This window comes from uncultured Pseudokineococcus sp., assembly GCF_947499845.1.
Classification (GTDB): Bacteria; Actinomycetota; Actinomycetes; order Actinomycetales; family Quadrisphaeraceae; genus Pseudokineococcus.
Genome location: NZ_CANMPM010000004.1, coordinates 150,348 through 176,839, shown reverse-complemented (window position 1 = coordinate 176,839; position 26,492 = coordinate 150,348). Strand labels below are relative to the sequence as shown.

At 76.6% G+C, this 26,492-nt stretch carries 21 protein-coding genes and 1 pseudogene; 14 read left to right on the top strand and 8 right to left on the bottom strand.

What is annotated here, in order from left to right; all coding sequences use genetic code 11:
- The first annotated feature begins 5 nt into the window (after positions 1-5).
- Complete coding sequence (locus Q0789_RS05835; RefSeq protein ID WP_298803058.1) at positions 6-815, top strand: LLM class F420-dependent oxidoreductase; 810 nt, start codon at positions 6-8, stop codon at positions 813-815.
- A gap of 194 nt (positions 816-1,009) precedes the next feature.
- Here Q0789_RS05835 and Q0789_RS05830 read toward each other — a convergent pair whose 3' ends face one another.
- Both Q0789_RS05830 and Q0789_RS05825 read right to left on the bottom strand, forming a co-directional pair.
- On the bottom strand, positions 1,010-3,031 hold the full coding sequence (locus Q0789_RS05830; RefSeq protein WP_298803056.1) for a VWA domain-containing protein: 2,022 nt from the start codon (positions 3,029-3,031) through the stop codon (positions 1,010-1,012).
- A gap of 95 nt (positions 3,032-3,126) precedes the next feature.
- The gene (locus Q0789_RS05825; RefSeq protein ID WP_366917659.1) at positions 3,127-4,581 is read right to left on the bottom strand and encodes a sigma 54-interacting transcriptional regulator; all 1,455 of its coding nucleotides are present in this window, start codon (positions 4,579-4,581) and stop codon (positions 3,127-3,129) included.
- Between the two features lie 131 nt (positions 4,582-4,712).
- Here Q0789_RS05825 and Q0789_RS05820 point away from each other — a divergent pair, with 131 nt between their 5' ends.
- Positions 4,713-5,216, top strand: coding sequence for a DUF6328 family protein (locus Q0789_RS05820; RefSeq protein ID WP_298803052.1), 504 nt, complete (start codon positions 4,713-4,715; stop codon positions 5,214-5,216).
- A 3-nt stretch (positions 5,217-5,219) separates the two neighbouring features.
- Here the strand turns inward: Q0789_RS05820 and Q0789_RS05815 are convergent, their stop codons facing one another.
- The 4 genes from Q0789_RS05815 to Q0789_RS05795 form a co-directional block, all read right to left on the bottom strand.
- Positions 5,220-6,002: a GNAT family N-acetyltransferase gene (locus Q0789_RS05815; protein WP_298803051.1), complete on the bottom strand. Its 783-nt coding sequence runs from the start codon at positions 6,000-6,002 to the stop codon at positions 5,220-5,222.
- A gap of 161 nt (positions 6,003-6,163) precedes the next feature.
- Positions 6,164-7,651: a PxKF domain-containing protein gene (locus Q0789_RS16715; protein WP_366917646.1), complete on the bottom strand. Its 1,488-nt coding sequence runs from the start codon at positions 7,649-7,651 to the stop codon at positions 6,164-6,166.
- A 132-nt stretch (positions 7,652-7,783) separates the two neighbouring features.
- Complete coding sequence (locus Q0789_RS05800) at positions 7,784-8,449, bottom strand: response regulator transcription factor (RefSeq protein WP_298803313.1); 666 nt, start codon at positions 8,447-8,449, stop codon at positions 7,784-7,786.
- The gene (locus Q0789_RS05795) at positions 8,449-9,825 is read right to left on the bottom strand and encodes a hypothetical protein (protein ID WP_298803049.1); all 1,377 of its coding nucleotides are present in this window, start codon (positions 9,823-9,825) and stop codon (positions 8,449-8,451) included. Before Q0789_RS05795 ends, Q0789_RS05800 begins: the two co-directional genes overlap by 1 nt.
- A 114-nt stretch (positions 9,826-9,939) precedes the next feature.
- Between Q0789_RS05795 and Q0789_RS05790 the strand changes: the two genes are divergently transcribed.
- A complete protein-coding gene (locus Q0789_RS05790) occupies positions 9,940-11,391 on the top strand; it encodes a replication-associated recombination protein A (RefSeq protein ID WP_298803046.1) in 1,452 nt (483 codons plus the stop codon).
- A gap of 40 nt (positions 11,392-11,431) precedes the next feature.
- Here Q0789_RS05790 and Q0789_RS05785 read toward each other — a convergent pair whose 3' ends face one another.
- Positions 11,432-12,367: a beta-carotene 15,15'-dioxygenase, Brp/Blh family gene (locus tag Q0789_RS05785; protein WP_298803044.1), complete on the bottom strand. Its 936-nt coding sequence runs from the start codon at positions 12,365-12,367 to the stop codon at positions 11,432-11,434.
- A 237-nt stretch (positions 12,368-12,604) separates the two neighbouring features.
- Positions 12,605-13,513 (bottom strand): hypothetical protein, encoded by a 909-nt coding sequence (locus Q0789_RS05780; protein ID WP_298803042.1) that lies wholly within the window; start codon positions 13,511-13,513, stop codon positions 12,605-12,607.
- Positions 13,514-13,639: 126 nt separating this feature from the next.
- Here Q0789_RS05780 and rpsD point away from each other — a divergent pair, with 126 nt between their 5' ends.
- From rpsD to Q0789_RS05725, 11 genes and pseudogenes are all read left to right on the top strand, one after another.
- On the top strand, positions 13,640-14,275 hold the full coding sequence (gene rpsD / locus Q0789_RS05775) for a 30S ribosomal protein S4 (RefSeq protein WP_298803040.1): 636 nt from the start codon (positions 13,640-13,642) through the stop codon (positions 14,273-14,275).
- A 657-nt stretch (positions 14,276-14,932) separates the two neighbouring features.
- Positions 14,933-15,289, top strand: coding sequence for a DUF948 domain-containing protein (locus Q0789_RS05770; RefSeq protein WP_171203410.1), 357 nt, complete (start codon positions 14,933-14,935; stop codon positions 15,287-15,289).
- 1 nt (position 15,290) lies between these two features.
- Positions 15,291-15,563, top strand: a complete 273-nt coding sequence (locus Q0789_RS05765) for a DUF6167 family protein (protein ID WP_298803037.1) — start codon at positions 15,291-15,293, stop codon at positions 15,561-15,563.
- 100 nt (positions 15,564-15,663) lie between these two features.
- Positions 15,664-18,339: an alanine--tRNA ligase gene (alaS, locus tag Q0789_RS05760; RefSeq protein WP_298803035.1), complete on the top strand. Its 2,676-nt coding sequence runs from the start codon at positions 15,664-15,666 to the stop codon at positions 18,337-18,339.
- A 197-nt stretch (positions 18,340-18,536) separates the two neighbouring features.
- A pseudogene (gene ruvX / locus Q0789_RS16710) lies at positions 18,537-19,034 on the top strand (Holliday junction resolvase RuvX); the annotation flags it as partial.
- 338 nt (positions 19,035-19,372) lie between these two features.
- The gene (mltG, locus tag Q0789_RS05750) at positions 19,373-20,533 is read left to right on the top strand and encodes an endolytic transglycosylase MltG (protein ID WP_298803029.1); all 1,161 of its coding nucleotides are present in this window, start codon (positions 19,373-19,375) and stop codon (positions 20,531-20,533) included.
- On the top strand, positions 20,526-21,434 hold the full coding sequence (locus tag Q0789_RS05745; RefSeq protein WP_298803027.1) for a shikimate dehydrogenase: 909 nt from the start codon (positions 20,526-20,528) through the stop codon (positions 21,432-21,434). The genes mltG and Q0789_RS05745 overlap by 8 nt, the downstream gene beginning before the upstream one ends.
- Before the next feature lie 178 nt (positions 21,435-21,612).
- Positions 21,613-23,292, top strand: a complete 1,680-nt coding sequence (locus Q0789_RS05740; RefSeq protein WP_298803025.1) for a GspE/PulE family protein — start codon at positions 21,613-21,615, stop codon at positions 23,290-23,292.
- A 248-nt stretch (positions 23,293-23,540) separates the two neighbouring features.
- Positions 23,541-24,575: a type IV pilus twitching motility protein PilT gene (locus Q0789_RS05735; RefSeq protein WP_366917658.1), complete on the top strand. Its 1,035-nt coding sequence runs from the start codon at positions 23,541-23,543 to the stop codon at positions 24,573-24,575.
- Positions 24,576-24,586: 11 nt separating this feature from the next.
- Complete coding sequence (locus Q0789_RS05730) at positions 24,587-25,810, top strand: type II secretion system F family protein (protein WP_298803021.1); 1,224 nt, start codon at positions 24,587-24,589, stop codon at positions 25,808-25,810.
- A gap of 211 nt (positions 25,811-26,021) precedes the next feature.
- A complete protein-coding gene (locus Q0789_RS05725; RefSeq protein ID WP_298803019.1) occupies positions 26,022-26,471 on the top strand; it encodes a type II secretion system protein in 450 nt (149 codons plus the stop codon).
- Positions 26,472-26,492 lie beyond the last annotated feature (21 nt).

Sequence of the window (26,492 nt, the reverse complement as noted above, 5' to 3'; positions counted from 1 at the left end):
CGGGCGTGACCACCGCCGAGACCGGCCAGACCCCGGACGCCGCCCGCCCCGTGCGCGTCGGGGTGCAGATCCAGCCGCAGCACGCCGACTACGCCCAGATCCGTCGTGCCGTCGCCGCCGCCGAGGAGGCCGGCGTCGACCTGGTGATGAACTGGGACCACTTCTTCCCGCTGTACGGCGAGCCCGACGGCAAGCACTTCGAGTGCTGGACCATGCTCGGCGCCTGGGCCGAGGCCACCGAGCGGGTGGAGATCGGCGCGCTCGTCAGCTGCAACTCCTACCGGAACCCCGACCTGCTGGCCGACATGGCCCGCACGGTCGACCACGTCAGCGACGGACGGCTCGTCCTCGGCATCGGCGCCGGCTGGTTCGAGCGCGACTACGACGAGTACGGCTACGACTTCCGCACCGCCGGCGCCCGCATCGGCGACCTCGGCGAGGCCCTGCCGCGCATCGAGGCGCGCTGGGCGAAGCTCAACCCGGCGCCCGTCCGCGACATCCCCGTCATGGTCGGCGGCAGCGGCGAGAGGAAGACGCTGCCCCTCGTCGCCCGGCACGCCGACATCTGGCACGCCTTCGGCGACGCCGAGACGGTCCAGCGCAAGGGCGCGATCCTCGACGGCTACTGCCGCGACCTCGGCCGCGACCCGCGGGAGGTCGAGCGCTCCGCCGGCGTCGAGGGCGACCCGTCCGCCGTCGGCGACGCGATGCTCGGCGCCGGCGTCACCCTCTTCACCGTGAGCACCGGCGGCCCGGACTACGACCTCGGCCCCCTGCGCGACTGGCTCGCCTGGCGCGACGAGCGCAACGCCTGACCGTGGAGGTGATGCCTCCTCCCAGGTGGGGCGCCTCCTGAGGTGGAGGTGACGCCTCCTTCACGTCTCAGAGGCTCCTGGGGGTGAAGGTGACGCCTCCTTCACGTCGTGGGGGCCTCCGGGGGTGGAGGTGACGCCTCCTTCACCCGTAGGTGCCCTTCGACGGTGGAGGCATCACCTCCGCCGGAGCGCCGTCAGCCTCGGAAGGCGCGGGCGTCGAGGTAGTCGCTGACGACGTACTCGCCGAGCCGGTCGGTCGACGGCGCGAGCACCCGGCCGCCGTTGCGGCGCGCGAGGGCGTCCACGAAGCGGCGCAGGCCCGGGTCGTCGCCGAGGACGAAGGTGCTGATCGGCGTCCGCATCCGGGTGAGCGCGTCGACCTCGTGGACGGTCGCCTCGATCGTCTCGGGCAGGCTCGGCCACCAGAACACGGCCTCGCCGTCCTCGAGGTGCGCCGTCGGCTCGCCGTCGGTGACGACGAGGACGACGGGGTCCAGGCCGGGGTGCCGGCCGACGTGGCGGCGCGCCAGCGCGAGGGCGTGCTGGAGGTTGGTGCCCTGCACGCCGGACGGCTCGACGGCGGCGAGCTCGGCCGCCGTCAGGACCTCGGCGGTGCGCCCGAAGCCGATGATCTCCAGCTCGTCGCCGGGGAAGCGGGTCGCGATGAGGTGGGAGAGAGCGAGCGCCGTCTGCTTCATCGGCGCCCAGCGCCCCTCCGCCACCATGGAGAAGGACAGGTCGACGCACAGCGCCACGGCGGCGCCCGTGCGGCGCTCGGTCTCGACGACGGCGAAGTCCTCGACGTCGAGCGTCACAGCCCCGCCTTCCCGGCGCCCGGGCGTCCCCGCCGTCCGCAGCACCGCGCGCTGGACGGTGCGGACGGCGTCGAGGGGCTGCTCGTCGCCGAACTCCCACGCGCGCCAGCTGCCCGTCGCCTCGCCGGCGGCGCCCGCCGACCGGTCGTCGTGCTGGCCCCGCCGCCCGCCGCGCAGCCGCGAGAAGACGGCCGCGAGCGCCGTCTGCCCCAGCCGTCGCATCGCCTTCGGGGTGAGGGACAGCGCGTCGGCGCCGTCGCGCGAGAGCCAGCCCTGGCGGCGGAGCTCGGCGTCCAGCTCCTGCAGCGCCCGGACGTCGGCCGCCGCCCCGGCACCGAGCTGGCGCTCGACGGCCTCCACGTCGACGTCGTCGAGCGTCGCCCCCGGGTAGTCCTGCCCCAGGGCCTGCGAGAGGGAGTCGAGGTCGGAGAGCTCGGCGAGGGCGTCGGTCGCCTCGCCCACGCCCATCGGGTCGGAGCCGGTGAAGCGCTCCCGCGAGCGCCGGTCGAGGCCCGGCCGCAGGGCGCGCAGCGCGTCGCCCAGCGCCGCCATCTCCGCCTCGAGGCCGGCGTCGCCGAGGGCGTCCGCCATGAGGTCGGAGAGCTCGGCGCGCTGCTGGGGCGACAGGGACGAGAGCATCCGGTCCATGGCCGCCTGCCGGCGCGCCAGCTCGTCGACGAGCTCCTCGACGCTCTCCGGGCGGTCGTCGCCGAAGGCGTCGCCGTGGCGCTCCATGAACTGCTCGAACTGCTCGGTCGTGTCCTCGCCGCGCGCGTGAGCGGCCAGCAGGGCGTTGAGGTCGGCGAGCATGTCCTTCATCTGCGCCATCGCGGCGGCCTGCTGGGCGCGGGCGCCCTCGGCGTCGCCTCCCTCCTCGGCGGCCCGGCGGGCCTCCCGGGCCGCGGCCAGCGCGTCGCGCAGCCCGGCGAACTGGGCTCCCATGACGTCGTCGCGCAGCTGCTCGCGGATCTGGCGGTAGAGCTGCTCGGCCACCGGGCTGCGCCACTCGTCGTCCTCGAGCTCGCGCACCGCCTCGGCCGTGTCGCGGGGGAGGTCGTCGAGGCGCTGCTCGCGCTCGCGAGCGTCGTCGTCGTCGGACATGGCCAGTGCCTCGCGCTCGGCGTCGAGGGCCTGCGCGAGCTGCTCGCGGGCGCGCTGCAGCGGCCCCGCCAGGTCGCCGGAGCGTCGCAGCTCCTTCTGCCTCCGCGCCGCCCGGGCGGCGAGGTCGCGCAGCCCGCGGCGCCCGTCCTCGCCGCGTTCGAGGAGGTCGCGCAGCGCGTCGCGCACGCTGCGGCCCTCCATGACCTCGCGCCCGAGGGCGTCGACGGCGGCGCGGACGTCGAGCGGGCCGGCCAGCGGGTCGGGGCCGCCGGCCCACGCGCCGTAGGAGAAGCGGGCCATGAGGACCTCCCGGGGAGGGGCGTGCGGTGCGGGACGGGCGCCGGCCCGGACCGGCCCTGGGCGGACCTGTCCGGGCGCGGGCCGGGGCGGGGCGGTCAGCCGCCGTAGAGCGTGCGGGGCCCGCCGGGAGCCTCGACGACCTCCTTGCCGAGGCGCCGCAGCAGGTGCAGCCCCTCGAGGACGAGCTCGACGGCCGAGGCGGCCTGCGGGGCGCTGGGCTCGTCGCCGAAGCCGAAGGCGTCGAGCACCTGCGCGAGGCCCGGCACCGCGCCGAGCGAGGCGAGGACGTCGGCGGCGGGCACGAGCTCGCCCGTCTCGACGGTCCCGCCTTCGGCGACCACGGAGGTGAAGCCCGACAGGTCGAGCCCGCGCGTGCGGCGCCGGAACACCTCGGCCACGGCGGTGCGCCGCAGGTGCTCGAGGACGTCGTGCTCGCGGCCCTCCTCGCCGGACTCGAACTCGACCTTGCCGCGCAGCGTCGTCACGACCGAGGCGGTGTCGCCGACGCGGGCCACGGCGGGCTGCTCGCCGACGAGGGCCGAGCGGCGCAGCGCGGCGGCGGCCGTCGTCTCGGCGGCGGCGACGGCGAAGCGCGCCGAGACGCCGGAGCGCTGGTCCACCGACGGCGACTCGCGCACGGCCCGGGTGAAGCGCACGAGGACCTCGAGCAGGACGTCGGGCAGCTCGGCCGCGAGCGCGGCCTCCTGCCGGACCAGCGCGACCTCGGCGTCGACGTCGAGGGGGTAGTGGGTGCGGACCTCGGCCCCGAAGCGGTCCTTCAGCGGCGTGATGATCCGCCCGCGGTTCGTGTAGTCCTCGGGGTTCGCCGTGGCGACGACGAGGAGGTCGAGCGGCAGGCGCAGGGCGTACCCGCGGACCTGGATGTCGCGCTCCTCGAGGACGTTGAGCAGCGCCACCTGGATGCGCTCGGCGAGGTCGGGCAGCTCGTTGACCACGAAGATCCCGCGGTGGGCCCGCGGCACGAGGCCGAAGTGGATGGTCTCGGGGTCCCCGAGGCTGCGGCCCTGCGCGACCTTCACCGGGTCGACGTCGCCGACGAGGTCGCCGACGCTGGTGTCCGGCGTCGCCAGCTTCTCGGTGTACCGCGAGCTGCGGTGCAGCCAGCCGACCTCGAGGTCGTCGCCGTGCTCGGCGGCCAGGGCCCGCGCGGTCGCCGAGACGGGCGCGTAGGGGTGGTCGTGCAGCTCGCTGCCGGCGACGACGGGCGTCCACTCGTCGAGGAGGCCGACGAGGGTGCGGGCCAGGCGCGTCTTGCCCTGGCCGCGCTCGCCGAGCAGCACGAGGTCGTGCCCGGCGAGCAGGGCGCGCTCGACCTCGGGGACGACCGTGTCCTCGTAGCCGACGACGCCGGGGAAGCGCTCGGCGGCGGTGCGGCCCGCGCGCATGGCGGCGAGGAGGTTCTCGCGCATCTCCTCGCGCACGCCGCGCAGGACGTGGCCGCTGGCGCGCAGGGCGCCGAGGGTGCGGGGGAGGTCGGCGGGCGGGACGGGGTCGAGCAGGAGCTCGGTGGCGTCGACGGGGGCGGTCATGCCGGTGGGGGCGGAGGGGGTCGGCTCAGCCGGAGGGGTCACCGCCTCACGCTACGTCCGCCCCGGGCGCCGCGCCGCGACGGGACCTGGGGACGGCCCGGCCGGAGGGGGCGGGACGCCAGGATGGCGACGTGCGCGACGACGGCCCCGACCCGGCCTCCCGCTCCGCGGACGGCGAGCACCCGGTCACGTCCGACGACCTCGACCGCCGCCTCGACGAGCTCTCGGGGGAGCTGCGCCTGCTCATGCCGGCGACGACGGTGCTCGTGGCGTTCCTCCTCACCGTGCCGTTCCAGTCCGGGTGGGAGGGCGAGGACGGGACGAGCCGCGTCGCCTACCTCGTCGCCTTCCTCTCCGCGCTGGCCGCCGTGGTGCTCTTCGGCGGCGTGAGCGCCTACCACCGGCTCCGCGGCTACCCCTACGACAAGGAGGGCCTGCTGCGGACGGCGAACCGCCAGGCGGTCGGGGGCATCGCCCTGCTGGCCCTGGCGCTCGGGTCGGCGGCCTTCCTCGTCGTCCGGGTCCTCTTCGGCGACGTGCTGGCGGTCATCGCCACGAGCGCGCTCGCGGCCCTCGCCGTCGTGACGTGGGGCGCCCTGCCCCTCAGCCGGCGTCGGCGCGCCGGGCGCCGGTAGGGGTCAGGCCGCGGCGTCGGCCGCCGGGCGCACGACCCGGGAGGAGAACCGGTGCGCCCAGGTCCACCCGAGCCGCGTGTACATCCGCCGGGCGACGTCGTTGTCGGCGTACATCCCGAGCGTGACGGCGGGCGCCTCCCGCAGGAGGTGCCGTGTCGCCCCCGCGGTGACGGCCGCCCCCCGGCCCCGTCCGCGCAGGTCGGGGTGGGTCGCCACGGACGCCAGGTGCGGCGCGGGGCCGCCGTCGTCGCCGGTCGCGGCGACGCACGCGACGACGCGGTCGCCGCGGCGGAGGCCGAACCAGGCGCGCGCGTGCGCGTCCCCCGGCTGCACCGACGAGCGCGGGCTGGCCGCGGCCAGCAGGTCCGCCACCGCGGCGGCGTCCGGCCCCGGCCGCTCGAGGGCGCCGACGTCGAGGACGGCCACGTGCTCCTCGCCGGCGAGGGGCGCCGCCGGCGCGGACGCCGTCCACGCCCAGTCCCAGTCGTCGCCGCCGACCAGACGCGCGCCCACGGCGGGCTCCCGGGCCTGCAGCAGGTCGGGCGTGCCGCGCGGCAGCGTCACGAGCGCCGGGGCCGCGTCGTCGAGGACGGCCGCGACGAGCGCCGCGGCGTCGTCGGCGGGGCCGAGGACGACGAGCGAGCGCCCGCGACGCCGGTCGGCGAGCACGCCGGTCGCCGCGCCCCGCCGCCAGGCGCCGTGCACGCGCGAGGGGGCCAGGTGCCAGCGCAGGAAGGGGACGTCCCCGGGCAGCCGGTCGACCGGCAGGGCTCGGACCTCTCGCACGCCCCGGATGCTGGCACCCGCGCCGGCCGGTCGCACGTCCCCGGCCGGAGGCTCCGCAGCGCCGGGGTGGCGAGCGGTCGAGCGACCGCCGACCGGGGGCGGACGCGCGGACGGGGCCGGGCGGGAGTCCCGCCCGGCCCCGTCCAGGGAAGTACCCCCTGCTACCTGCGGACGTCGAAGGTGGCCTTCGCCGCGGCCCCCCAGAAGCTCGGGTCGGAGACCGAGACCGTGTACGTGCCCTCCGTCAGCGCGCCGCCGGTGAGCTGGTTGCTCTTCGTCGACATGACGAAGACGTACTGCTGCGCGGTGGCGTCCCAGGTCATGAGCTTGCCGTTCGTCGCCGAGGCGGTGGTCAGCGCCTCGTTGACCGCGAAGTCCGGGACGCTGTCGCCCTTGACGAGGCTGACGGAGGGCGCCAAGCCCGCCATCGGGGCGCCGCCGCAGTCCTTGACGGTGATCTTGACGGGGATGCTGCTGCCCGACTTGAAGGAGCTGCGCGTCCCGGTCGTGTTGATCGGCTGGAGGATCGCGCTCGGCGTGCCTCCGGTGGTGAAGGCGGAGGCCGTGGACGCCGAACTCAAGCCGCCGTCGTCGTCGGTCACGGTGACGGTCGCGGTGTAGGTGCCGGCGCTCGTGAAGGTGCGGCGGGAGGACACGGAGCCCGCGACGGCGCCCAGGTCGGTGCTGACCCCGTCCTGCCAGGTCACGACGGCGGTGTGCGTGTCGTCGAGGCCCGCGTCGGTGAAGGTCGCCGAGAGGTCCGCGGTGCAGGAGCCCAGGTGCCCCACCGTGACGGCGCCGACGACGGGGGCCACGTTGGCCGCGGACCACCTGAAGGTCTGCGTCGCGGGGGCGTGCTCGCCGTCGGTGGCCTGGACCGTGACCGAGCCGCTCGCGTCGTCGCGCGCGGCGTGGCCCCAGCTGAAGCGACCGCCGCCGAGGTCGACCACCGAGCCCTCGCCGGACACCTGGGTGAGGGTGAGGCTCCCGTCGCCGTCGCGGTCCGTGAAGGAGCCCGCCGTCTCCAGGCCGGCGCCCTCGAGCCCGCTGGCGTCGAGGGCCACGACGCCGACCGCGGGAGCGTAGGAGTTGCTGTCGCAGGCGTCGCCGAGGCCGTCGCCGTCGGCGTCCGCCTGGTCGGTGTTGGCCGCCGCCGGGCAGTTATCGGAGGTGTCGGGGACGCCGTCGCCGTCGGCGTCCGGGGCGGGCGGGGGCGGCGGGGGCGTGACGACGACGGGCGCCGTGACGTCGAGGAAGAAGTTGGAGGGCGTCGTCTGGTAGTCGCCCCTCAGGTCTTGCACGGTCGAGGTCACCGAGTAGCGCCCTGCGGTGGTCGAGCTGAAGGTGACCGGCTGCGTCGTGTCGCACGAGGTGAAGACGAGCTTCGCCGGCGTCACCGTGACACCGGCCGGGACGACGAGCGTGACCGTCGCGGGCGACCCGTCCGCCGGGTCGCAGCCCTTCCCCATGGTGTCCTGGATGCGGTAGTTCACCGTCGTGGCCGTGCCGACGTCGACGGCGCGCACGTTGCCGCTCCCGCCGACGTCGTTGCCCACGTCGTTCTTGAGGGTGTCGGCCTGCGCCACACCGGCTCCCAGCATCGCCAGGGTGGTGGCCATCACGCCGAGCGTCGTCGCCCTGCGGTTCATCGCGTCTCCTCGAGGTCGGTGGCGTCGAGGAGGACTGTGCGGTTCGGCAGGAAGCGGGCACATGACCCACCGGGACCCATCTGCGCAGAGACGTCTATGCGCGGAGGACCAGGTCCGCGGCGCTTCGCGAGCTCACCCGCCGCCGAGCATGCCCAGCGCGCTCGCGCGGTCGGGCGCTCCGAGCTTCCTCACCGCGTTGGAGACGTGCACGCGCACGGTGCCGGGCGTCAGGAACAGCCGTGCGGCGACCTCGTCGGTCGTGAGGCCGTCGCGCAGCAGCACCATGACCGCCTCCTCCCGCTCGGTGAGGCGGGCCGCGGCCCGGCGCCGGGGGAGCAGGGTCCGCCGGGGAGCCGGCGCGGCGCGCAGCTCCTCGAGCACCCGGGCGACGAGCGCCCTCGGCAACGCCGCCTCGCCCGCCAGCACGCCGCGCAGCGCCGCCCCGAGCCGGGCGGGGTCCATGTCCTTGAGGAGGAAGCCCCGGGCGCCCGCGCGCAGCGAGCCCAGCAGGTCCTCCTCGTCCTGGGAGGCCGTGAGCATCACGACGGCCGTCCCCGGGAGGCGGCGCGACACCTCCTGCGCCGCCGCCACCCCCGAGCCGGGCATGTGCACGTCGAGGAGGAGCACGTCCGGCTCGTGCTCGACCGCGAGCTCGACGGCGCGGCGCGCGGTGGCGCCCTCGGCGACGACCGTGAAGCCGTCGGCCTCCAGCGCCGCCCGCACGCCCCCGCGCAGCGCCGCGTGGTCGTCGACCACGACGACCCGCACCGGCGCGGGCGGCCCGCCCTCCGCCGCCATCACCACGCCACCGCCACCCGGGTCCCGCGGCCGGGGGCCGACTCGAGCGCCAGCACGGCGCCCATGCCCTCGGCCCGGTCGCCCATGCTCACGAGCCCGTACCGGCCGGGCGGGACGGCGGCGGGGTCGAAGCCCGCGCCGTCGTCCTCGACGACGAGCTCCCCGGGGCGCACCAGCACGCGGAGCTCCGTGGCACGACCGTGCCGGGCGTTCCACGCGGCCTCGCGGGCGATCCGCACCACCTGCTCGCGGTGCTCCAGGGAGAGGGGCGCGTGCTGGGCCTCGCTGCGGACGTGCACCGTCATCCCGTGGCGCTCGCCCACCTCGCGCACCTCACGGGCGACCGCCGCCTCGAGCGGCTCGTCGTCGGCGGACGACAGCGCCACCACGGCCCGACGGGTCTCGGCGAGGGCCCGCTGGGCGGCGGACCGGACGGCCGGTGAGGTCCGGTCCTCAGGCCCGCTCGTCACCGACAGGATGTAGCCGAGCTCCTGGACGGCGCCGTCGTGCAGGTCGCGCGCGAGGCGCCGCCGCTCGGCCGCGACGGCCACCCGGGCCTGCGCCCGCCAGTAGGAGCGCACCTCGAGCAGCCCGCCCGTCAGCAGGAGCAGGTAGAAGCCGAGGCGGAGCACGTCGCCCGTGTACAGCCACTGGCTGTAGAGGGAGGGGAAGAGCAGGTAGTTGACCCGCGACCAGGCCCCGAGCACCGCGGCGGCCGCCACCCACCCGAGGAAGTCGTCGCCGGTGCGCCGCGCCTGCCGGGTGAGCGCGACGGCGGCGGCCGCGAAGCAGGCGAGCGCCGTGCTCTGCGCCCCCAGCAGCACGGGGTGGCCGGCCAGCACCGGTCGGCCGGACCGCTCGGGGGAGGGCAGCGCCTCGACGGCGGTCGGCAGCGCGGCGCCGAGGGCCTGGGCGGTGGCGCCGACCGCGAGCAGCACGACCGCGACGGCGAGCACCTGCCGCGCGGGCCGGGCCGCCGCGACGACCCTGTCCGGCGGCACGAGGGCCGCGACGAGCAGCAGCACGGCGCTCGCCAGCCGCACCACGAGCGGCGCCCAGCTCGTCAGGGCGCTGCCCGGCCCGGCGTCCGTGACCACCGACGCGACGGCCACGACGAGCGAGGCCACGGCGAGGACGGCGAGCGCGTGCGCCAGGAGCAGCTCGCGCAGGAGGCGGCTGCGCCGGAAGCGGCCGTAGAGCAGCAGCGCCACGAGCGGGCTCACGGTCGCCACGACGGTCTCGAGCACGAGATGACCGTCGGGGCTGCGGTAGGCCAGGGGGACCGACGGGAGGAGCCCGACGACCAGGGTCACCACGAGCCCCGCGACGGCGGTGACGAGCGAGCGCCGCACGACCCGCCGACCGGTGCTCGTCACGGAGGGAGAGTGCACCACCGCGACGATCCCCGTCCGGCGTCCCCTGATGTCACTGCGTCCGGGTGCGGCGGCGAGCGTGGCGCTCCGGCTCGCGGCCCCGCCTAGCCTGGCGCCGTGAGCGGGCCGGACCTCTTCAGCGACGACGACGCGGCCCCCGCCGCGCCGGGCCGGCCCTCCGCCGAGGGCGCGCGCCCGCCGCTCGCCGTCCGGATGCGCCCGCGGACGCTGGACGAGGTCGTGGGCCAGCAGCACCTGCTGCGCGCCGGCTCGCCGCTGCGGCGCCTCGTCGAGAGCCTCTCCGCCGCGGGCGGCGCCGACGCGCGGCCGGCCGACGGGGCGCCGCGCCGCGTGACCCGGGCCGCACCGACGTCCGTCGTGCTGTGGGGCCCGCCGGGCACGGGCAAGACGACGCTCGCGCACGTCGTGTCGCGGGCCAGCGGCGGGGACTTCGAGGAGCTGTCGGCCATCACCGCGGGCGTCAAGGACGTCCGCCGGGTCATGGACGTCGCCCGCGAGCGCCGCGACCTCCACCGCCGGCGGACCGTGCTGTTCCTCGACGAGATCCACCGCTTCACCAAGGCCCAGCAGGACGCACTGCTGCCCGGCGTGGAGAACGGCGTCGTCGTGCTCGTCGCCGCGACGACCGAGAACCCCAGCTTCAGCGTGATCTCCCCGCTGCTGTCGCGCTCGCTGCTGCTCACCCTGCAGCCGCTCGGGCCCGCGGACGTGCGCGGTCTGCTGGAGCGGGCGCTCGCCGACGAGCGCGGCCTCGGCGGCGAGGTGGCCGTGGAGGACGACGCCCTCGAGCACCTCGTCCGGGTCGCCGAGGGCGACGCCCGACGGGCCCTCACGGCCCTCGAGGCGGCGGCGGGGGCGGCGGCGGCCGACGCGTGGGAGGCCGGGCTGGCCGACGACGAGCCCGTGCCGCTGCGCGTCGAGCACGCCGAGCGCGCGCTCGAGGCCGCCGTCCTGCGCTACGACCGCGACGGCGACCAGCACTACGACGTCATCAGCGCCTTCATCAAGTCGATGCGGGGCAGCGACGTCGACGCCGCGCTGCACTACCTGGCGCGCATGCTCGAGGCGGGGGAGGACCCGCGCTTCATCGCCCGGCGGATCGTCGTGGCGGCGAGCGAGGACGTCGGCATGGCCGACCCGACGGCGCTGCAGACGGCGGTGGCGGCGGCGCAGGCGGTCCAGCTGCTCGGGATGCCGGAGGCGCGCATCACCCTGGCGCAGGCCGTCGTCCACCTGGCGACGGCGCCGAAGTCGAACGCGGCTTACCTCGGCGTCGACGCCGCCGTGGCCGACGTGCGCGCCGGGCGGGCCGGCGTCGTGCCGCCGCACCTGCGCGACGGCCACTACGCGGGGTCCGTGCGGCTCGGGCACGGCGTCGGGTACGTGTACGCCCACGACGCCCCGCACGGGGTGGCGCCGCAGCAGCACCTGCCCGACGCGCTCGTCGGCCGGCGCTACTACGCGCCGACGGACCGGGGCGCCGAGCGGGAGATCGGGGCGCGCCTGGAGCGCCTGCGCGCGGTGCTCGAGGGGCGCGCCCGGCCCTGAGCCGGCGCCCGGTGCGGGGCGCTCGACCTCGGGGCGGGGCTCAGCGGCGCAGCAGCGCCCGGTCGGCGAGGGCGACCGCCGCGGCGTGCGGCACCGTCAGGCAGAGCACGAGGACGAGCGCCGCGGGCACGACGTCGCCGCCGGCGACGACCACGAGGACGACGAGCCCGGCGAGCGCCATGCCCGTCGGCAGGGCCGCCGCGCGGGCGAAGCGGCGGCCGGCCGCGCGCAGCGCAGGCGCGGGGAGGGGCCTGCCGGGGCCCGCGCCGCCGTGCCTGACGGCGTCGAGCGCGAGGAGGCGCAGCAGGTGGCGCAGCGAGTGCCACAGGCCGAAGTAGGCGGCGAAGGCGGGCAGCGGCGGCGCCAGGAGGAGGAGCCCGGCGAGCAGGAGCGGCTCCAGCGCGCCGACGGCGTCGCGGCGACGGGCGGCGAGGAGCGCCGTCGCGAGCACCGCGGCGAGGACGGGCGCGAGCGCGACGCGGGCGCCGAGGACGACGGCGGCGCCGGACCCGCCGGACAGGACGTCGAGGAGGCGGACCACGTCGGCGTGGCCGAGCGCGAGGGGCGCCGCCACGGGGACGCCGCCGAGCGCCAGGACGCGCACGGCGCCGCTCACGCGCTCGGCGGGCGTGCGGTGCCCCGTGGTCCCGGTGCGCCAGCGGTGGACGACGTCGTCGGCCAGGCCGAAGTGGAGGGCGGCGAGCACGAGCAGGGCGCCGAGCACGGGGAGCGGCGCGAGGCGCAGCACGAGGACCGCGAGGGCCACGAGCCCGACGTAGGCGAGGCCCACGAGGGCGCGCCCGCCGCGGCTGCGGGAGGTCAGCTCGGGCTGCAGCAGGTCGACGGCGCCGTGGGGCAGGCCCACGAGCACGGCCGCCAGGAGCAGGAGCGGGGCCGCCGCCGCGGCGAGCCCGGGGGCCAGCGCCGCGGCGGCGGGGACGACGGCGGCCACGAAGGCCGCCGTCGCCAGGGGCACGGCGACGACCCCGGTGCGGAGCGTCTCGGTCAGGCGGGGGAGCCCACCGGAGGTCTCCGCCACTCCACGCGACCCCGCCCCTCGCCGGAGGGCGGGCCGCCGCAGGGAGGGCAGGGAGGACCTCGTCGCCACGACGTCAGCCTGGGCGAGACCGGCGCAGGCCGCCCGCGGGGTCCGCGGCAGGACGCACGCCACCCGACCGGTCGCCGGGTGGGGCGACGCGGGGCGGGAGGCCGGTCAGGCCCGTGCGGCGCCCGGCGCGTAGGGGCAGCGGGCGGCGCCACCCGCGCTCGCGCCGAGGACCATGAGGGCGAGCGCGTCGACGGCCGCGTCGGCGTCGGCCACCGGCGCCGGGAAGAGCAGGCGCAGGGTCGCCGTCGTCGACGCCGGGCACGGCGCTCCGTCGTGCCCGGCGCAGCGGCACCCGGCCCCGAGGCCCTCCCACGGCTCCTCGGCCCGGCACCGCAGCACGAGCCCCGTGCGGTCGGCGCCGACGCAGCGCACCTCGCTGACGCGGCCCAGGTCGCGCCCGGGGACGCCGGCGCCGCGGCCGCCGGGAGCGGGGTGGGCGTGGCCCATCGCGCGGACCAGGCCGACGAGCCGGTCGCCCAGCTCCGCCTCGACCCGCCCGAGCACGTCCGCCTCACGCAGCGCCACCGGGTCGGGCGCCGCCGCGCGCAGGTCCTCCACGGCGACGTCGCTGCACCCCTCGGGCCAGTGCAGCCGGACGGCGGCCGCGTCGAGCAGGAGCACCCGGGCGTCCGGCCACGCCCCCGCCAGGTCCGCGAGGTCGCCCGCGGCGCACGCGGCGCCCAGCGCACCGGCGGCCTCGTGCGGCGCCGCGAGGCGCACCCAGCCGTCGACGACCACCTGCGCCCGCGGCACCGTGAGGTCGGGCAGCGCCGCCTCGACGACCACCTCGAGCCGGGCCGCGGCGTCGTGCCCGCCGCCGCGCCCGAGGCCCAGGGCGCCGACCGCGGCGTCGCTGGCGACGACGACGAGCTGCCCGTCCCGCCCACGGGCGTGCAGGACCGCGATGCACGAGCCTTCCCGCTCCTCGTCCCGGGCGGCGGGGGTGAGGACGGCCGTCCCCGACCCCGAGAGGGCGGTGGCGGCCACGACCGCGGCGCTCGGCGGGTGCGTCATGCAGGTGAGGCTAGCCTAAGGTGAGGTGATCGGGGAGGACCTCACGGCGTCCCGCTCCCGACACCGCTCCGTCGCCCGCCCGTCCGCCGGCACCTCGTCCACCCGATCCCGCCAGGAGCCCCACCCGTGTCGTCCAGCACCTCGAGCTCGCGCTCGCGCCAGCAGGTCCGCCTCTCCCGCCGTCTCGGCCTCGCCCTCACGCCGAAGGCGGTCAAGCACGTCGAGGACCGTCCCTACCCGCCCGGCGAGCACGGCCGCGCCCGGCGCCGCAGCGAGAGCGACTACGCCCTGCGCCTGCGCGAGAAGCAGCGGCTGCGCGCCCAGTACGGCATCCGCGAGGCCCAGCTGCGCCGCGCCGTCGACGAGGCGAAGAAGCACCCCGAGCGCACGGGCGACGTCCTCGTCCAGCTCCTCGAGAGCCGTCTCGACGCCGTCGTCCTGCGCGCCGGCCTCGCCCGGACCATCGCCCAGGCCCGCCAGACGGTCGTGCACCGCCACGTGCTCGTCGACGGCGCCCGCGTCGACAAGCCCTCCTACCGCGTGCGCCCCGGCCAGGTCGTCGAGATCGCGCCGCGCAGCCGCGACCTGCCGCCCTTCCAGGTCGCCGCCGCGGGTGCCCACCGCGACGTCCTGCCCGACGTGCCCGCCTACCTGCGCGTCGAGCTCGCCGCGCTGCGCGCCGAGGTCGTCCGCCGCTCCGAGCGCGACGAGGTCCCGGTGACCTGCGACGTCGCGAAGGTCGTGGAGTACTACTCGCGCTGACCCCTGTCGTCCCTGGTTCCCGGTCTCCGTGGCCGGGCTGGCACGGGGCGGGCGGGTCCGGTGAGGGCACTGCCTCCGCGCCCCCAGCAGCCTGACGGCCGCCGGGGGACGCTCGGCTGACGTGCCCCCACCGGACCCGCCCACCCCTTCGCGCGTCACCTGACGGCGGCTCGCCGTCGACGGTCGCTCGTCGCGCAGATCCGGTGCACCCTTCAGCCCCTCGGCCCTGGTGCGCCGCTCGCGACGGCCGGTGCTGCTGAGGAGGCGGGGTGCCCGTGATCGTGGGGGGCACGTCAGGCAGGCCGCCACCCGACCCCGCGGACGGACGGCCCGGGAGCGCTCGGTGCCCTGCGCGGCCGTCGCCAGTGCCCTCCACGAGCGCGGGCGCCCCGCCCGGCGACCACGCGTCGCACGGCCGCGGCGGCGTCACCCCGGTGACCACGCGTGGCGACCACGACAGGCCGCAGACCTCACGTGCCGTCGAGGAGGTCCACAGGGTCGCCGTCCGTGAGCGGGGTGCGCGGTAGGGTCGCCGCGCGCCTCGGCAGCGGGGCGGGAAGCGCCGTGCCCGCGCGCCGCCGACGGCAGGCCAGCGGCTCCCACCGAGGGGCCGCGGCCCGGTCCGGTGGTGGGCGCGGACCGACTGGAGGGATCCGGATGACCGGAGGAGACGTCGCGGGGTTCATCGCCGCGATCGCGTTCGTGCTGCTCGTGGGGCTGCTCGCGGTGCCGCTGCTCAAGCTGGGCAAGGTGCTCGACGAGACGCGCGAGGCCGTGCGCCGCCTGTCGGACGACACCCGTCCGCTCATCACCGAGACGACGACGGCCGTGACGCAGGTCAACGAGCAGATGCAGAACGTCGACACGGTGACCACGGGCGCGGCGCAGATCGCCACCAACGTGTCCGCGCTGACGGCGCTCTTCGCGGCGACGCTCGGGTCGCCGATCGTCAAGGTGGCCGCCTTCACCTACGGCGTGCGGGGCGCGATCGCCGGCCGCCGGAAGCGGGGCTGACGTGGGTCGCCTCGTCTGGATCGGCCTCGGGGCCGTGGCCGGCGTCGTGGCCGTGCGCCGCGCCGCCGGGGTCGCCCGCTCGTACACGCCGGCCGGGCTGCAGGGCCGCGCCTCCGGGTGGGCGCAGGGCGCACGCGCGTTCGCCGCCGAGGTCCGCGCCGGTGCCGCCGAGCGCGAGCAGGAGCTGCGCGTGGCCCTCGGCGTCGACGCCGGCGCCATGAGCGAGACCGAGGCGCGCGACCTCATCGACCACCCCTCGAGCCCCCGCGGCTGACGCGCCGCCCACCCCCGGCGCCGCGGGCTCCCGAGCCGCCGCCGGACCGGGGTCGGCGCCCCGCCGGGCGTAGACGACCTCCCGACACGGAAGGCCCCCCATGGAGACCGCGGAGATCCGCCGTCGCTGGCTCAGCTTCTTCGAGGGCAAGGACCACACCGTGGTCCCCAGCGCCTCGCTCGTCTCGCCCGACCCGACGCTGCTCTTCACCGTCGCCGGCATGGTGCCCTTCATCCCCTACCTCACGGGGCGGGAGCCGGCGCCGTTCGACCGCGCGACGAGCGTGCAGAAGTGCGTGCGCACCCTCGACATCGAGGAGGTCGGCAAGACCACCCGCCACGGCACCTTCTTCCAGATGAACGGCAACTTCTCCTTCGGCGACTACTTCAAGGAGAAGGCGATCCCGTGGGCGTGGGAGCTCGTCACGACGCCGCAGGACCAGGGCGGGTACGGGTTCCGCGAGGAGGACCTGTGGGTCACCGTCTACGAGGACGACGACGAGGCCCACCGCATCTGGACCAAGGACGTCGGGGTCTCGCCGGACCGCGTGCAGCGCCTGGGGATGGACTCGAACTACTGGTCCACCGGTGGGCCCGGGCCGTGCGGCCCCTGCAGCGAGATCTTCGTCGACGCCGGCGCCCGCTTCGGCCGTGACGGCGGGCCCGCCGCCGACGAGGACCGCTACATCGAGATCTGGAACCTCGTCTTCATGGAGTTCGAGCGCGGCGAGGGCGGCGGGAAGAACGGCTTCCCGATCCTCGGCGAGCTGCCGCGCAAGAACATCGACACGGGCATGGGCCTGGAGCGGGTGGCGTACCTGCTCCAGGGCAAGGACAACATGTACGAGATCGACGAGGTCTTCCCCGTCATCGAGGCGGCCTCGGCGATGGCGGGGGTGCGCTACGGCGCCGACCCGGCGTCCGACGTGCGCCTGCGGGTCGTCGCCGACCACGTGCGCAGCGGACTCATGCTCGTCGGCGACGGCGTCCGCCCCGGCAACGAGGGCCGCGGCTACGTGCTGCGCCGGCTGCTGCGCCGCGCGGTGCGGGCGATGCGCCTGCTCGGCGTCGACGCGCCGTCGCTGGCCGACCTGACGGCCGTGTCGAAGGAGCGCATGGCGCGCTCCTACCCCGAGCTCGAGGCCGACTTCGGGCGCATCAGCGAGGTCGTCGCCGCGGAGGACGAAGCGTTCCGGCGCACCCTCGTTGCGGGCACGACCATCCTCGACACGGCCGTGCGGGAGACGAAGCAGGGAGGCGCCACGCAGGTGCCGGCCACCCGGGCCTTCCAGCTGCACGACACCTACGGGTTCCCCATCGACCTCACCCTCGAGATGGCCGCCGAGCAGGGCGTGTCCGTCGACGAGCAGGGCTTCCGCGAGCTCATGACCGAGCAGCGCGAGCGCGCCCGGGCCGACGCGCGCTCCAAGCGCAGCGGCGCCGCGGCGACGGGCGCCTACCGCGAGGTCCTCGAGGCGAACGGGCCGACCGACTGGCAGGCCTACACGACGCTGACGACGACGGGGCAGGTCCTCGCGGTCGTCGACGGCGTCGAGCCCGTCGTGGCGGCGGGGGAGGGGCGCGTCGTCGAGGTCGTCCTCGACCGCACGCCCTTCTACGCCGAGTCGGGCGGCCAGAGCGCCGACGCCGGGACGCTCGTCTGGGACGGCGGCTCGGCCGAGGTGCTCGACGTGCAGCGACCGATCAAGGGCCTCGTCGTCCACCAGGTGCGCGTCCTCGACGGCGAGCTGGTGCAGGGCGCGCAGGTGCAGGCGTCCGTCGACCCGCAGTGGCGCGTCGACGCCTGCCAGGCGCACTCGGGCACGCACGTCGTGCACGCCGCGCTGCGGCAGGTGCTCGGCCCGTCGGCCCAGCAGTCGGGCTCCTACAACCGGCCCGGGTACCTGCGCCTCGACTTCGCCTGGAAGGGCGGGCTGTCCGCGCAGCAGCGGCGGGACGTCGAGGACGTCAGCAACCTGGCGGTCCGCGACGACCTGCCCGTCACCGCGCAGTGGATGACGCTGCCGCAGGCGCGCGAGTGGGGGGCGCTGGCTCTCTTCGGCGAGACCTACGGCGAGGAGGTCCGCGTCGTCGAGATCGGCGGTCCCTGGTCGCGCGAGCTCTGCGGCGGCACGCACGTGCAGCGCAGCAGCCAGGTGGGTCCGCTCGTCCTCACCGGCGAGTCCTCCGTGGGCGCGGGCAACCGGCGCGTCGAGGCCGTCGTCGGCGTCGAGGGCTTCCGCTACCTCGCGCGCGAGCGCGACCTCGTGGCGCAGGTCACCGAGGTGCTCGGGGCCGGCGAGGGCGACGTCGTCACCCGCGTCCGCGACGTCGTGGGGCGCCTGCGCGACGCCGACCGCGAGCTGGCCCGCCAGCGCACCGAGCGCGTCCTCGCGGCGGCGGGGCAGCTCGCCGCGGCGCCGACCGACGTCTTCGGCGTGGCCTACGTCGGGCACGACGCCGGGGAGGTGGCCTCGGCCGACGACCTGCGCACGCTCGCGCTGGACGTCCGCGGCCGCCTCGGCCGCGACCGGCCGGCCGTCGTCGCGGTCGGCGGCGTCGCCAAGGGCCGCCCGTTGGTCGTCGTCGCGACGAACGATCGGGCGCGCGAGTGGGGCGTCCGGGCCGGGGCCATGGTGAAGACGGCTGCCGGCGTGCTCGGCGGCGGCGGCGGGGGCAAGGACGACGTCGCCCAGGGCGGCGGCACGGACGCCGCACGCCTCGGCGAGGCCCTCACGGCGGTGGAGCACCAGGTCGGCGCCGCGGTGACCAGCTGACGGCGGGCACCGTGGCGAGGACGGGCCGTCCACGGCCCCGGCGCAAGCCGGAGCGCGCGCCCTCGAGCGCGCCCGGCGTCGAGGCCGGCGTCGAGACCGGGCGGCCGGAGACGGGGAGCGGGGCCGAGACGACGTCCGCGGCCCCCGGGGCCGTCACCGACGGGCCGCGGCGCGCGCGCCCCGGCGTCCGGCTGGGCGTGGACGTCGGCAGCGTGCGGGTGGGGCTCGCCGCGAGCGACCCGGACGGCCTGGTCGCCACGGCCGTCCAGACGCTGGCGCGCGACCGTCCGCCGCGCGGGGGGGCCGAGGACCGCTGGCGCGCCGGCACCGGGGACTCCCGAGCGGAGGTGGCCTCGAGGGCCGACGAGACACCCGCCGATCTCGTGGCCCTGGCGCGCGAGGTCCGCGAGCGGGGGGCGGTCGAGGTCGTCGTCGGGCTCCCGCGGTCGCTGTCGGGGCAGGAGGGGCGGTCGGCCGGGGCCGCCCGCCAGTACGCTGGCCGCCTCGCCGACCTGGTGGCACCGGTCCCGGTGCGCCTCGTCGACGAGCGGCTGAGCACCGCCGGCGCCCACCGCGCCCTCCACGACGGGGGGACGGCGGGCCGCCGGCACCGGGCCGTGGTGGACCAGGTCGCCGCGGCGTGGATCCTCCAGACGGCGCTCGACCTCGAGCGCTCCTCGGGCCGGCCGCCCGGGAGCCCCGTGCGGCCCCTGGGGCCGGACGGGCGCCGGCGACGCGGCCCGGCCGGCGCCGCACCGCCGGACGACGGCGGCCCGCACCACGGGCCGGACGAGCACGATCAGCACCACCGGCACGAGGAGCACCACCAGCACGGGCACCAGGACGACGAGGTCGGGAGCCGCCGGGGGGCGGGGCGCGCCGACGAGGACGCGGTGCGGGCCGAGGGTCCGCCCCCGGAGGAGGACGCCACCGTGAGCACCACCCGCCAGCCCGCCCCGCGCCCGGGGCCCCGGACGGTCGCCAGCAGGCCCGCCCCCCGCCCGGTCCCCGGGCCGTCCGCCGGGGGGCCGGCGTGAGGCGCCGCCGCACGCCCGTGCGCCCGGACGTCCCGCTCGTCGGCGCCGTCGCCGACCCGACCGCGCCCGACCCGGCCGACGACGCCGCCGGGCGCCCGCGCCGCCGGCGTCGCAGCGGTGCTCGTCGGGCCGTCGCCGCCCTCGTCATGGTGCTGGCGCTGGCGCTCGTCGTGGGCGCCGGCGTCGTCGGCTGGAACTTCGTCAGCCCCCTCCTGGACCGCGAGACGGCCCCCGAGGACTACGCCGGCCCGGGCACCGGTGAGGTGCAGGTCCAGGTGGAGCAGGGCGCCACGGGCCAGGACATCGGCGAGGTCCTCGTGGAGGCCGGGGTCGTCCGCACGGTCGGCGCCTTCGTCTCCGCGGCGGCCGCCGACCCCGACTCGGCGAGCATCCAGCCGGGCACGTACGCCCTGCGCGAGGAGATGTCCGCCGCCGGCGCGCTGGACCTCCTGCTGTCCCCGGCCGCCCGCGTGAGCCTGCGCGTCCAGCTCATCGAGGGCCTGCGCGCCGCGGACGCGCTCGCGCAGATCGAGGCCGACACCGGCCTCGCCGTCGACGACCTGCGCGCCGCCGCGACCGACCCGTCGGTGCCGCTGCCCGCCGAGGCGCAGGGCGACCTCGAGGGCTACCTCTTCCCCGCCACGTACACCTTCGAGCCGGACGTCACGGCCGTCGAGGTCGTCTCCACCATGGTGACGCGCGCGGAGCAGGGCCTCGTCGAGGGGGGCGTGCCGCCGGAGCGGTGGCACCGCACCATGACGGTCGCGAGCCTCGTCGAGGCCGAGGCCTCCCGCGAGGAGGACCGCCCGAAGGTCGCCCGCGTCATCGAGAACCGCGTCGCCGCCGGCATGCCCCTGCAGTTCGACACGACCGTCGACTACGCCACGGGCAAGCGGGGCGTGACGACGACGGACGAGGACCGCGCCACGGACTCGCCCTACAACACCTACGTCTACCCGGGGCTGCCGCCGGGACCGATCAACTCGCCGGGGGACAGCGCCATCGCCGCCGCGGTGAGCCCCGCCGACGGCCCGTGGATGTACTTCGTGGCCGTCAACCCCACGACGGGGGAGACGCGCTTCGCCGTCACCTTCGACGAGCACCAGCAGAACGTCCGCCTCTTCCAGCAGTGGCTGCGCGAGAACGGCAGTGACTGACGCACCGCCTCCGCCCCCGGGCGCGTCGGCGGACGGCGACCGGGGCCCGCGACGGGCGGCCGTCCTCGGCTCGCCCGTCGCCCACTCCCTGTCACCCGCGATGCACCGGGCGGCGTACGCGGCGATGGCCCTCGACGGGTGGACCTACGACGCCCGGGAGATCACCGAGGCCGAGCTGCCCGGCGTGCTCGCGGCGTGCGGGCCCGGGTGGGCGGGGCTGTCGCTGACGATGCCGCTCAAGCGGGCCGTCCTGCCGCTGCTCGACGAGCTCGACGACGTCGCCCGCGCCACGGGCGTCGTCAACACCGTCACCTGGCGGGGCGAGGGGGCCGCGCGCGAGGCGCTCGGCGCCAACACCGACGTCGAGGGGATCGCGGGGGCGCTGAGCCCGCTCCTCGCCGCGGCGCCCGAGCACGGCGTGGTCCTGGGCGGCGGGGCGACCGGGGTCTCCGCCGTCGCCGCGCTGGCGTCCCTGGGCTGCCGCCGCGTCGTCGCGCTCGTGCGCTCGCCCGAGCGGGCTGCCGCCCTCCGGGAGGTGGGCGCGCGCAGCGGTGTCGCGGTGGCGCTCGAGCCCTTCGCCGAGGCGGCCGCCCGCACGGCGGCGGCCGACGTCGTCGTCAGCACGGCCCCGGCCGGGGCGGCCGACGCCCTGGCCGCGGAGGTCGCGGCCGCCGCAGGCCAGGAGCACCGGGGCGTGCTCCTGGACGTCGTCTACGACCCCTGGCCGACCGCGCTGGCGGCCGCCTGGCGGGGCCCGGTCGTCGACGGCTTCGAGATGCTCGTGCGCCAGGCCGTGGGGCAGGTGCGGCTCATGACGGGCGTCGCGCCGTCGCCGGACCTGCTCCGCGAGGCGGGGCTGGCCGAGCGCCGACGTCGCGCCGCGGCGACGCCGGCGCGCTGAGGGCGCGCCGGCAGCGGCGGAGCGAGGCCGGTCGGGCGGTCCACCCGCGCGCCCGGGCGTCGGCCCCGGGCGCGGCTCAAGCCTCCGGCGACGCGTGCCGATGCCCCCGTCGGCCCCTCGCCGCGCCCCCCGCCGCCCCCACCCGGGCGGCCGCGGCCCGGGGCCCTGGAGGCCGCGCGTGAGGACCCGCACCCGCATCGGCGACCTGCTCGTGCAGCAGGGCGTCATCACGCCCGAGCAGCTCGACGAGGCGCTGGCCCACCAGCGGACGACGCGGCAGCGGCTCGGCCAGGCCCTCATCAGCACGCGGGCGATCACCGAGTCGCAGCTCGTCGCGACCCTGGCCGCCCAGGTCGGTCTCGGCTTCGTCGACCTCACCGAGCACCCCGTGGACCCCTCGGCCGTCGCGCGCGTCCCCGCCTCGCTGTGCCGGCGCAGCTGCCTCCTGCCGATCGGCCTCGACGCGGAGCGCCGCCTCGTCGTCGCGATGGCGGACCCGGGCGACGTCGTCGCCCTCGACGACCTCCGGAGCATCACGGGCCTCGACGTCCTGCCCGTCGTGGCGACGCGCGAGGACCTCACCGCCGCCGTCGAGCGCTTCTGCCGCGCGGACGCCGACCTCGACGACCTCACGTCGGCGATCTCCGCGGACGTCGACCCGCAGGACGACCTGTCCCTCGTCGCCGCCGCGGTCGAGGACGCGCCGATCGTCCGCTACGTCAACCTGCTCATCGACCAGGCCATCACCGACCGCGCGTCCGACATCCACATCGAGCCGGGCGAGCACGAGCTGCGGGTCCGCTTCCGCATCGACGGCGTCCTCCACGAGGTCATGCGCTCGCCCCGCTCGGTGCAGTCGGGCGTCATCTCCCGGTTGAAGATCATGGCGGACATCGACATCGCCGAGCGGCGCCGGCCCCAGGACGGCCGCCTCTCGGTGGTGCACCACGGGCGCAAGATCGACCTGCGCGTGGCCACGCTGCCGACCGTGTGGGGCGAGAAGGTCGTCATGCGCATCCTCGACAACTCCACCGCGAGCCTCGACCTCGCCGACCTCGGCTTCAGCGACGCGAACCACGAGCGGTACGCGACGAGCTACCGCAAGCCCTACGGCATGGTGCTCGTCACCGGCCCCACCGGGTCCGGGAAGTCGACGACGCTCTACGCCACGCTCAACATCGTCAGCCGACCCGAGATCAACGTCATCACCGTCGAGGACCCGGTCGAGTACCGGCTCCCCGGCATCAACCAGGTGCAGGTCAACCCCAAGGCCGGGCTGACCTTCGCCGGGGCGCTGCGGTCCATCCTCCGCTCGGACCCCGACGTCGTCCTCCTCGGCGAGATCCGCGACGCCGAGACGGCGACCATCGCCGTCGAGGCGGCCCTCACCGGCCACCTCGTCCTCTCGACGCTGCACACCAACGACGCCCCCTCGGCGATCACCCGGCTCACCGAGATGGGCATCGAGCCCTTCCTCGTCGGGTCGGCGCTCGACTGCGTCCTCGCCCAGCGCCTCGCGCGGCGGCTGTGCGGGCGCTGCAAGGAGGCCTACCGGCCGGACGAGCAGGCGCTCGCGCTCGCCGGGTTCCCGCACGAGCCGGGGACGCCGTTGCCCGTGCTGCACCGCCCGGTCGGCTGCCCGCACTGCTCGCGGACCGGCTACAAGGGGCGCCTCGCGCTCCACGAGGTCATGACCGTCACCGAGGGGGTCGAGCGCCTCGCCGTCGAGCGCGCGTCCTCCTCCGACATCGCCCGCCTCGCGGCGGGGGAGGGCATGACTAGCCTGCGGGCCGACGGCTGGGCCAAGGTGGCCGCAGGGCTGACGTCGGTGGAGGAGGTCCTGCGGGTCGTCGCGTGACGGCGGGCGACCGCGGAGGACTGGCGCGCCGCTGCCTCAAGCGGGGGCCCTCGCGCGCCGATGACCGGCGCATGGAGCTGCAGCCGCTCGGCGACCCGCCGGTCACGCCGTCCCCGCCGACGCCGGGCGTGGCGCCCGACCGCAGCGCGCCGGGCGCTGCGCGCCTCCCCGACACGCTCCTCCCGCAGCCGCGCAGCGGCGACGCCGAGCCCGAGCCGGAGGTGGACGTCGTCGGGGCCCTCGTCGCCATGACGGCGGCCGGGGCCTCGGACCTGCACCTGACGGCCGGCGTCCCGCCGACGGTCCGCGTGCGCGGCGAGCTCGCCGCCCTCCCGGGCTTCCCGACGTGCGAGCCGGGGGCGCTGCGGCGGGGCCTCTACGGGATGCTCACGCAGAAGCACCGCGAGCGCTTCGAGGAGCACCTCGAGCTCGACCTCGCCCACGCGGTCCCGGGGGTGGGCCGCTTCCGCGTCAACCTCTACAAGCAGCGGGGGAGCGTCGGCGCGGCCTTCCGGGCGATCCCGAGCGAGCTGCGAGCGCTCGAGGAGCTCGGCGTGCCGCCGGCCGTCGCGACCTTCGCCCACCTGCCGCGGGGCCTCGTCCTCGTGACGGGGCCGACGGGCTCGGGCAAGTCGACGACCCTGGCCGCCATCATCGACCTCGCCAACCGGACCCGGCGGGACCACATCATGACCGTCGAGGACCCGATCGAGTTCCTCCACCAGCACAAGGGCTGCGTCGTGAACCAGCGCGAGGTGGGGGAGGACACCCGGTCCTTCACCGCCGCGCTCAAGCACGCCCTGCGCCAGGACCCGGACATCATCCTCGTCGGCGAGCTGCGCGACCTCGAGACCATCTCGATCGCCCTCACCGCCGCCGAGACCGGGCACCTCGTGCTCGCCACCCTGCACACGCAGGACGCGGCGCAGACCGTCGACCGCGTCGTCGACGTCTTCCCCGCCGACCAGCAGGACCAGGTGCGCACGATGCTCGCGAGCGCCCTGCAGGGCGTCGTCAGCCAGACCCTCTGCAAGCGGGCCGACGGGCGAGGCCGGGCGGTCGCCACCGAGGTGCTCATGGCGACGCCCGCGGTCCGCAACCTCATCCGCGAGGGCAAGACCCACCAGCTCGCCTCGGCGCTGCAGGCGGGGGGCGCGGCCGGCATGCACTCCCTCGACCAGCACCTCGCCGAGCTCGTCCGCGTGGGCGCCGTCACCTACGAGCACGCGATGGACAAGAGCTCGAACCCGGCCGACCTGGCCCGCCTCTGCGGCCGGGCCTGAGAGGAGCAGCGATGGCGACCGCCACGAAGACCTACGAGTACGCCGTCCGGGACGCCTCCGGCTCCCTCGTCACCGGCTCCCTCGACGCCGCGAACGAGGAGGCCCTCGTCGCCCGCCTCAAGGGCATGGGCTACGCACCGGTGTCCCTGCACGAGAAGGGGACCGGCCTCAACCGGGAGATCACCCTCCCGGGCGGCGACCGCGTCACGCTCAAGGACCTCGCCGTCATGTCCCGGCAGTTCGCGACGATGGTCGGCGCCGGGCTCTCGCTCGTCCGCTCGCTGTCGATCCTCGCGGAGCAGAGCGAGTCGAAGGGCCTGCAGAAGGCGCTCGCGGACGTCCGCGGGAAGGTCGAGACGGGGACGTCGCTGTCCGACGGGCTGGCGGCGCACCCGCGCGTCTTCCCGCCCCTCATGACGAGCATGGTGCGCGCCGGCGAGGTCGGCGGCTTCCTCGACGCGGTGCTCCTGCAGGTCGCCGAGACCTTCGAGGCCGAGGCGAAGCTGCGCGCCAAGATCAAGTCGGCGATGACCTACCCCGTGGTCGTCTTCGTCATGGCGATCCTCGCGACGGCGGGGATGCTCGTCTTCATCGTCCCCGTCTTCGCGACGATGTTCAGCGACCTGGGCGGGGAGCTGCCGCTGCCGACGCAGGTCCTCGTCGTCCTCAGCGACGGCCTGCGCACCGTCGCCCCGGTCCTCGTCGTCCTCGGCGTCGCGGGCGCCGTCGTGTGGGGCCGGGTGCGCCACCGGGAGGGGGTGCGCGGCGTCGTCGACCCGCTCAAGCTGAGGCTGCCCGTCTTCGGCCTCCTCTTCCGCAAGGTCGCCATCAGCCGCTTCACCCGCAACCTCGGGACGATGGTCGCGTGCGGCGTGCCGATCCTCCAGAGCCTCGAGATCGTCGGCGACACGGCCGGCAACACCGTGCTCAAGAAGGCGACCGACGACGTCCGCGAGGCCGTCCGGCAGGGGCAGACGATGAGCGGTCCGCTGGCCCGCCACGCCGTCTTCCCCCCGATGGTCGTGCAGATGCTCGCGGTGGGCGAGGACACGGGGGCCCTCGACGCCATGCTCGCGAAGATCAGCGAGTTCTACGACCAGGAGGTCGAGGCGACGACGGAGGCGCTGACGTCGCTCATCGAGCCGCTCATGATCGCCGTCCTGGGCTCGGTGATCGGCGGGATGATCGTCGCCCTCTACATGCCCATCTTCAGCGTCTTCGACCTCATCCAGTAGAGCCGTCCGACGTCGCAGCAGGAGCGCCCTCGTCCGGTGGACGGGGGCGCTCGTGCGTGGGGGGCCGAGCGGGTGACGGAGCTCCGCAGCGGGTTTGACCCCTCAAGGACGGCACCACGTGACCGATCTGGAGGGGGCAAGGAGTCGCGAAGCGCATCCCGCGCGCGGGCCCACCGGGCGACTCGACCTCTTCCTCCCAGGAGACCAGCCCATGATGGCTCGCATCCAGAAGTCGATCCGCGAGAAGGACGCCGGCTTCACCCTCATCGAGCTCCTCGTCGTCATGATCATCATCGGCGTCCTCGCCGCGATCGCCGTCCCCGTCTTCCTGTCCCAGCGCGCCAAGGCGCAGGACAGTGCAGCCAAGGCTGACGTCTCCACCATCGGCAAGGAGATCGCGACCTACTACGTCGACGGGACGGCCAAGCCCATCCTGAGCCAGGTGGCGGCGACCGCGACGGCGCGTGGCAAGTACCAGCTCACGCCGACGGGCGGTTCGGCCCGAGACATCGGCGTCGCCAGCGACAACGTCGTCCTGACCGACACCTCGGCGAAGATCGTCGACTCGACCGACTGGTGCGTCGCCGTCGTCAACAGCAAGGGCGACACAAAGAACTGGAAGTACTCGGCGGCCGGGGGCCTCACCTCTGGCACCTGCTGATCGACCACGCTGCCGGGGGCT

What these genes read in the sequence shown, in the direction of transcription:
- Q0789_RS05830 (WP_298803056.1), bottom strand. Translation starts at nt 3,031, where the DNA reads ATGGCCCGCTTCTCCTACGGCGCGTGGGCCGGCGGCCCCGACCCGCTG.
- Q0789_RS05825 (WP_366917659.1), bottom strand. Translation starts at nt 4,581, where the DNA reads ATGACCGCCCCCGTCGACGCCACCGAGCTCCTGCTCGACCCCGTCCCG.
- Q0789_RS16715 (WP_366917646.1), bottom strand. Translation starts at nt 7,651, where the DNA reads ATGAACCGCAGGGCGACGACGCTCGGCGTGATGGCCACCACCCTGGCG.
- Q0789_RS05800 (WP_298803313.1), bottom strand. Translation starts at nt 8,449, where the DNA reads ATGGCGGCGGAGGGCGGGCCGCCCGCGCCGGTGCGGGTCGTCGTGGTC.
- Q0789_RS05780 (WP_298803042.1), bottom strand. Translation starts at nt 13,513, where the DNA reads ATGACGCACCCGCCGAGCGCCGCGGTCGTGGCCGCCACCGCCCTCTCG.
- Q0789_RS05770 (WP_171203410.1), top strand. Translation starts at nt 14,933, where the DNA reads ATGACCGGAGGAGACGTCGCGGGGTTCATCGCCGCGATCGCGTTCGTG.
- alaS (WP_298803035.1), top strand. Translation starts at nt 15,664, where the DNA reads ATGGAGACCGCGGAGATCCGCCGTCGCTGGCTCAGCTTCTTCGAGGGC.
- Q0789_RS05735 (WP_366917658.1), top strand. Translation starts at nt 23,541, where the DNA reads ATGACGGCGGCCGGGGCCTCGGACCTGCACCTGACGGCCGGCGTCCCG.
- Q0789_RS05730 (WP_298803021.1), top strand. Translation starts at nt 24,587, where the DNA reads ATGGCGACCGCCACGAAGACCTACGAGTACGCCGTCCGGGACGCCTCC.
- Q0789_RS05725 (WP_298803019.1), top strand. Translation starts at nt 26,022, where the DNA reads ATGATGGCTCGCATCCAGAAGTCGATCCGCGAGAAGGACGCCGGCTTC.